The sequence below is a fragment of the Blautia ammoniilytica genome, assembly GCF_025566965.1.
GTDB lineage: Bacteria > Bacillota > Clostridia > Lachnospirales > Lachnospiraceae > Blautia_A > Blautia_A ammoniilytica.
The window spans coordinates 1-5,589 of sequence record NZ_JAOQJL010000066.1; the positions used below are offsets into that span (position 1 = coordinate 1).

Sequence of the window (5,589 nt, forward strand, 5' to 3'; positions counted from 1 at the left end):
GCTTTTTTGTGCTTTTTCTAAAAAAAAATTGAAAAAATATAAAAGAAAAACTTCCACTTAAGAAAAAATGGAAGTTTTTCAGTGCCCTTTAAGTAAAGGGCTGCCAGGTATCCTGATAGAATTAAAGGCAGGAAAAGACTGTACGGAAAAACAGTTAAAACAGCTTTCTGAGACAGCTTTACGGCAGATAAATGAGAATAAATATGATATAGATTTAAAAGCTGCTGGTATAGATCATATTTATAAATATGGAGTTGCATTTTGTGGCAAGAACGTGGAAATAGCTGTAGAGCTGTGAAAAAATATAGCTAAAATGATGTGGAGCAATGGCTTCAAGTATAATAAGCAAAGAGTATATATGCAAAAGTGCACATATGCTCTTTTTTTATGTCTTTTTTGTGCATTTGAGGAAATCTGTTTATTGAAAACCGGTAGTCTGTGCGATAGAATATAGAACAACCGGAGCAGGAGTTGAAAAATTACAGGAATTTCTGGCTCAGAAAGGAATAAAAAAGGAGGATACACAGATCATGAAAGAAGTGAAATCACCGAAAAAGCCGTTGATGTATTATTATGGGATCGTCATACTTGTACTGTTTCTCTTTAATCTGTTTGTTTCACCTGTTCTTATGGAACGCCAAGTGAAAGAAGTGGATTATGGAACATTCATGGACATGATCGATGATGGCAAGATCGGTAAAGTGGAAATTGAAGATAACCAGATCGTATTTACGAATAAGGATGAAGATAAGATTTATAAAACAGGCGTTATGGAGGATCCTACCCTGACAGAGCGTCTTCATAAAAGCGGGGCAGAATTTACAAAAGAGATTGACACAACCATGTCTCCGCTGATGAGTACTCTGCTGACTGTGTTTCTTCCGCTTTTGATCTTTGTACTGCTTGGACAGTACATGAGCAAGAAGCTGATCGAGCAGGCAGGTGGTAAGAATGCCTTAAGCTTTGGAATGGGCAAAAGCAATGCAAAAGTATATGTGCAGTCAACAGAAGGAATCCATTTCAGCGATGTAGCAGGTGAGGATGAGGCAAAAGAAAACCTGGCTGAGATCGTAGATTACCTTCACAATCCTGAGAAATATACCCAGGTAGGCGCTGCAATGCCAAAAGGAGTTTTGCTTGTAGGCCCTCCGGGTACAGGTAAGACTATGTTGGCAAAGGCTGTGGCCGGAGAAGCGAATGTGCCGTTTTTCTCCATGTCCGGCTCTGAATTTGTGGAAATGTTTGTAGGCATGGGAGCTTCCAAGGTACGTGACCTTTTTAAGCAGGCAAAGGAAAAGGCTCCGTGTATTGTATTTATTGATGAGATCGATGCTATCGGTAAAAAACGTGATGGTCAGGTGGGCGGAAATGATGAACGGGAGCAGACTCTGAACCAGCTGCTTACTGAGATGGATGGATTTGAGGGAAATAATGGTGTGATCATCCTGGCAGCAACCAACCGTCCGGAATCCCTGGACCCTGCACTGACCCGACCAGGACGTTTTGACAGGAGAGTGCCGGTAGAATTGCCGGATCTCCAGGGCAGGGAAGCGATCCTGAAGGTTCATGCAAGAAAGATCCATGCATCTGATAATGTAGATTTCCATACTATTGCAAGAATGGCATCCGGTGCATCCGGTGCTGAACTGGCCAATATTATCAATGAGGCTGCCCTTCGTGCAGTACGAAGTGGCAGAACTGTAGTAGAGGAAGCGGATCTGGAGGAAAGCGTAGAGGTAGTGATCGCCGGATACCAGAAGAAGAATGCCGTGCTCTCAGACCATGAAAAGAAAGTGGTTTCCTATCACGAGATCGGTCATGCCCTTGTTGCTGCCCTTCAGACAAACTCTGCACCTGTACAGAAGATCACCATTATTCCAAGGACTTCCGGTGCGCTTGGTTATACCATGCAGGTAGAACAGGGGGATAAATATCTTCTGACAAAGCAGGAGATTCTGAACAAAATTGCCACCTTTACCGGCGGCCGTGCAGCAGAAGAAGTGGTATTTGGAGAGATCACCACAGGTGCATCCAATGATATAGAGCAGGCAACCAAACTGGCAAGAGCCATGATCACCCGTTACGGAATGAGTGAGGAATTTGACATGGTTGCCATGGAAACTGTAAATAACCAGTATCTGGGCGGCGATGCATCCCTTGCATGTTCTTCGGATACCCAGAAAGAGATCGACCGCAAGGTAGTAGAGCTTGTAAGAAAAGAGCATGAAAAAGCGAAAAAGCTTCTGGAGGATAACCGGGAGAAGCTGGATCGGCTTGCAAATGTTCTCTATGAAAAAGAAACTATTACAGGTGATGAGTTTATGCAGATTCTGAATGAAGAAGGAGGCGGACAGAAATGAGAAGACGTTCTGGTTTTGGATGGCTGGAATTTATTGAAGGACTTCTTTTGATCCTTCTGGGAATTTTTACCTGTGTACATCCTGGCAGTATTCTGGAAGGTTTTGTGATCCTGTACGGACTTCTGGCTGTGGTAACTGGTATCGGAGATCTTGTTTTTTATGTAAAGATGGAACAGCATATGGGATTTGGACCTTCTGTATCCCTGATTGCCGGACTTTTAAGCGTTATGGCAGGGTTTATGCTATTGGTACATCCGGATGCAGGAAAATGGATCATTGCGCTTTTAGTGCCGATCTGGTTTATCGCACATTGTATTTCCAGACTGTCCCATCTGAATATTGTACGCTTTGTGGCTGGTAATGCTTATTATTATTTCAGCCTGGTTATCAATACAGCAGGGCTGGTGCTGGCAGTGCTGATGATCGTAAACCCTGGATTTTCTGTTTTTTCCATTGGAGTGCTTATGGGAGTGTATTTACTGCTCTTGGGCATTGACTGCTTGATCACTGCGTTTTCAGATATTGGAGGCGGCTGGTGATTGTGTTATAATAAGGCCAGAGAAGGAGCCTTCAGGGCAAAGGGGAAGCCCTGATTTACCTAAGGGGATGGCCAATGTAACAGGGAGGGAAATACAGTGGATGCAGTACAGTATGCAAATTATCTGGATATTCTGAAAAAGGAGCTGATACCGGCTATGGGCTGTACGGAGCCGATCGCAGTAGCTTATGCGACAGCAAAGGCAGCACAGGTGCTGGGAGAGTGCCCGGAATCTATTCATATCCGGTGCAGCGGAAATATTATCAAAAATGCAAAGGGTGCAGCAGTTCCTAATTCCGGCGGAATGAAAGGAATCAATGCAGCAGCAGTTCTTGGAGCTGTAGGTGGAGATGTCTCGAAAGAATTGGAAGTTCTGGAAAGTGTGACAGCCAATGACAGAGAAAAGGCAGCAGCACTCCTGGCAGATGGGATCTGTACATTTGCCCTGGCAGATACCACAGAAAAGATCTATATAGAAGCCCATGTGGAAAAAGGAATACATAGTGCAGTGGTAGTGATTTCCGAAACACATACTAATATTGTGCGAGTCCTAAAAGATGGGCAGGTTCTCTATGACCAGCTGAAAAATGATGGAAAGAGTACGGAAGAAGAAAGAAGAGAGCTTTCTGTACGTGGGATCCTGGAATTTGCAGACTGTGTACGTATGGAAGATATCCGTGATGTTATTGGACGGCAGATCCGGTTAAATACAGCGATCTCTCAGGAAGGCTTGGAGCATCCCTATGGGGCACAGATCGGGAAAACCCTGGAGAATGCCTGGGGAGGTACAGTAGCTGCCCGTGCATGTGCCAGGGCGGCAGCAGGAAGTGATGCCAGGATGGGCGGCTGTTCCTTGCCGGTTGTGATTAATTCCGGAAGTGGCAATCAGGGGATCACGGTTTCTATGCCAGTGCTTGTCTATGCTCAGGAATGGGATGTGCCGGAAGAGAAGCTGTATCGTGCACTGGTGGTGAGTAATCTTACTGCTGTGCACCAGAAATATTACATAGGGGGTCTGTCGGCTTACTGTGGTGCTGTATGTTCTGCCTGCGGTGTGGGAGCAGGGATCACTTATATGTATGGCGGTGATTATAGTCAGGTTTCGGCTGCGATCATCAATACACTGGGAAATGTTGGAGGCATCATCTGTGATGGCGCAAAGCCTTCTTGTGCAGCCAAGATTGCATCCTCGGTAAATGCGGCGATCATGGCCTTTCATCTGAGTATGGAAAACAAAAGTTTTCTTCCAGGAGACGGGATCGTGGAAGAGGATGTGGAACAAACCATTAAGGCTATGGGGTACATCGGACGGGTTGGAATGCGCCAGACGGATCAGGAAATCCTAAATGTGATGACCGGATGGTGGGATGCCGGATGCTCATGAAAAAGAAGATTTTAATATTGGTGTGTCTTTTAGCAGTATTGCTGGCAGGGGCAGATGTGGGAACAGCGCAGGTAAATGCTGCTGTCAGGAACAGGATCACAGGTACAAAGAGAAAAGGCTATGTGTATGTGGACAGAACCGGTACTGTGGTAAAGGCAGGAGAGATCCGCCAGGCCGTGGATTTTGTGTTGAAGAATTCATCAAGAAAGAATAAGACAAGGCAGCGACTGCGTCAGTGCTATGATGCACTGGTGAAATTTTCATATTTCCATATGGGTACGGAAGTGCCTACTGCCAGGAATATAAAATCTTGTGCCAGGTACATGTTTACCAGAAAAAGAGGCAGCTGCTACTATTATGCAGCGGCTATGGCATATATTGCCAGAGTATTGGGATATGACAGCCGGGTGGCAGTAGGCGGTGTTACGGCACGAGGTCCCTATGTGCAACTGTCACCACATGGATGGTGTGAGGTCAGGATCGGGTCCAGATGGCTGATCTGTGATTGCAGTATGCAAAGAGCGCATTCAGATCAGAATCTGTTCCTGGTGTCAGAGATCAGATATCCGTTCCGGATGCGCAGGGATAAAACTTATGCAATGACTGTGAAAAAGGGGAGGGTTATTTGGAAGCAGCTTCTGCAGGCTTCTCGGTAGCAAAAAGCATAAGCACTGCGCCGATGGAAGCGGCAGCTGTACCAAAGATCAGCATGGCAGAAACACCTGCCAGATCGATAAGCCAGCCACCCAAAAGTGCCCCAAGAACTGTTCCGATGGTGTAGGTCATGGTGAAATAAGCCTGGCCCTTGATCACATCCTGTGGCTCCATAATGGAGTTTACGTAATATACAGAGGAAACAGAAATCAAAGCCCAGCCAAAGGCCTGAAAGATCTGAATGATATAATATACAGTCATATTAGGGGCGAGCAGAGAAAACAGGGTTTTCAACGCAAAGAAAATACCGCAGCTACGGAACCATATATCACAGCGGATCTTTTTCTGCATATAGCCGAAAAGGAACATGGTAGGAAGCTCGATTATGGCAGCAAGAGCCATAGCGATCCCCATATCAGTGCTGGATCCTCCTTTTTCTACAATGACCTGATATGCAAAGCTGTTGATCAGCACATGGCTTACATACACCATGATAGAACCAAGCAGTACGATGGTAAATTTTTTATATTTGCGAAAGAAATACAAAGCACCGGATCCAGGTGCTTTCAGACTGTAGACAAAGCCCTGCTTTTGCAGGGTTTTGCTATTATTGGAACCGCTTTTCTGATATAATAAATATCAGAAGGGCGGTG

The 5,589-nt window shown here is 45.3% G+C and carries 6 protein-coding genes; 5 read left to right on the top strand and 1 reads right to left on the bottom strand.

The features are described from left to right. The first annotated feature begins 67 nt into the window (after positions 1-67). The 5 genes from OCV61_RS18155 (at position 68) to OCV61_RS18175 (ending at position 4,938) form a co-directional block, all read left to right on the top strand. Complete coding sequence (locus OCV61_RS18155) at positions 68-298, top strand: PD-(D/E)XK nuclease domain-containing protein (RefSeq protein WP_158422920.1); 231 nt, start codon at positions 68-70, stop codon at positions 296-298. A 232-nt stretch (positions 299-530) separates the two neighbouring features. Further along, the gene (gene ftsH / locus OCV61_RS18160) at positions 531-2,360 is read left to right on the top strand and encodes an ATP-dependent zinc metalloprotease FtsH (RefSeq protein WP_158422921.1); all 1,830 of its coding nucleotides are present in this window, start codon (positions 531-533) and stop codon (positions 2,358-2,360) included. Continuing rightward, positions 2,357-2,899, top strand: a complete 543-nt coding sequence (locus OCV61_RS18165; RefSeq protein WP_158422922.1) for an HdeD family acid-resistance protein — start codon at positions 2,357-2,359, stop codon at positions 2,897-2,899. The genes ftsH and OCV61_RS18165 overlap by 4 nt, the downstream gene beginning before the upstream one ends. A 96-nt stretch (positions 2,900-2,995) precedes the next feature. Beyond that, on the top strand, positions 2,996-4,282 hold the full coding sequence (locus tag OCV61_RS18170; protein WP_262583416.1) for an L-cysteine desulfidase family protein: 1,287 nt from the start codon (positions 2,996-2,998) through the stop codon (positions 4,280-4,282). Further along, positions 4,279-4,938 (top strand): transglutaminase domain-containing protein, encoded by a 660-nt coding sequence (locus OCV61_RS18175; RefSeq protein ID WP_262583418.1) that lies wholly within the window; start codon positions 4,279-4,281, stop codon positions 4,936-4,938. The genes OCV61_RS18170 and OCV61_RS18175 overlap by 4 nt, the downstream gene beginning before the upstream one ends. Here the strand turns inward: OCV61_RS18175 and OCV61_RS18180 are convergent. Beyond that, positions 4,904-5,482: an MFS transporter gene (locus OCV61_RS18180; protein WP_262583420.1), complete on the bottom strand. Its 579-nt coding sequence runs from the start codon at positions 5,480-5,482 to the stop codon at positions 4,904-4,906. The genes OCV61_RS18175 and OCV61_RS18180 overlap by 35 nt on opposite strands. Positions 5,483-5,589 lie beyond the last annotated feature (107 nt).

Coding starts and splice junctions, on each gene's coding strand:
- OCV61_RS18155 (WP_158422920.1), top strand. CDS start 68: ATGGAAGTTTTTCAGTGCCCTTTAAGTAAAGGGCTGCCAGGTATCCTG.
- ftsH (WP_158422921.1), top strand. CDS start 531: ATGAAAGAAGTGAAATCACCGAAAAAGCCGTTGATGTATTATTATGGG.
- OCV61_RS18165 (WP_158422922.1), top strand. CDS start 2,357: ATGAGAAGACGTTCTGGTTTTGGATGGCTGGAATTTATTGAAGGACTT.
- OCV61_RS18175 (WP_262583418.1), top strand. CDS start 4,279: ATGAAAAAGAAGATTTTAATATTGGTGTGTCTTTTAGCAGTATTGCTG.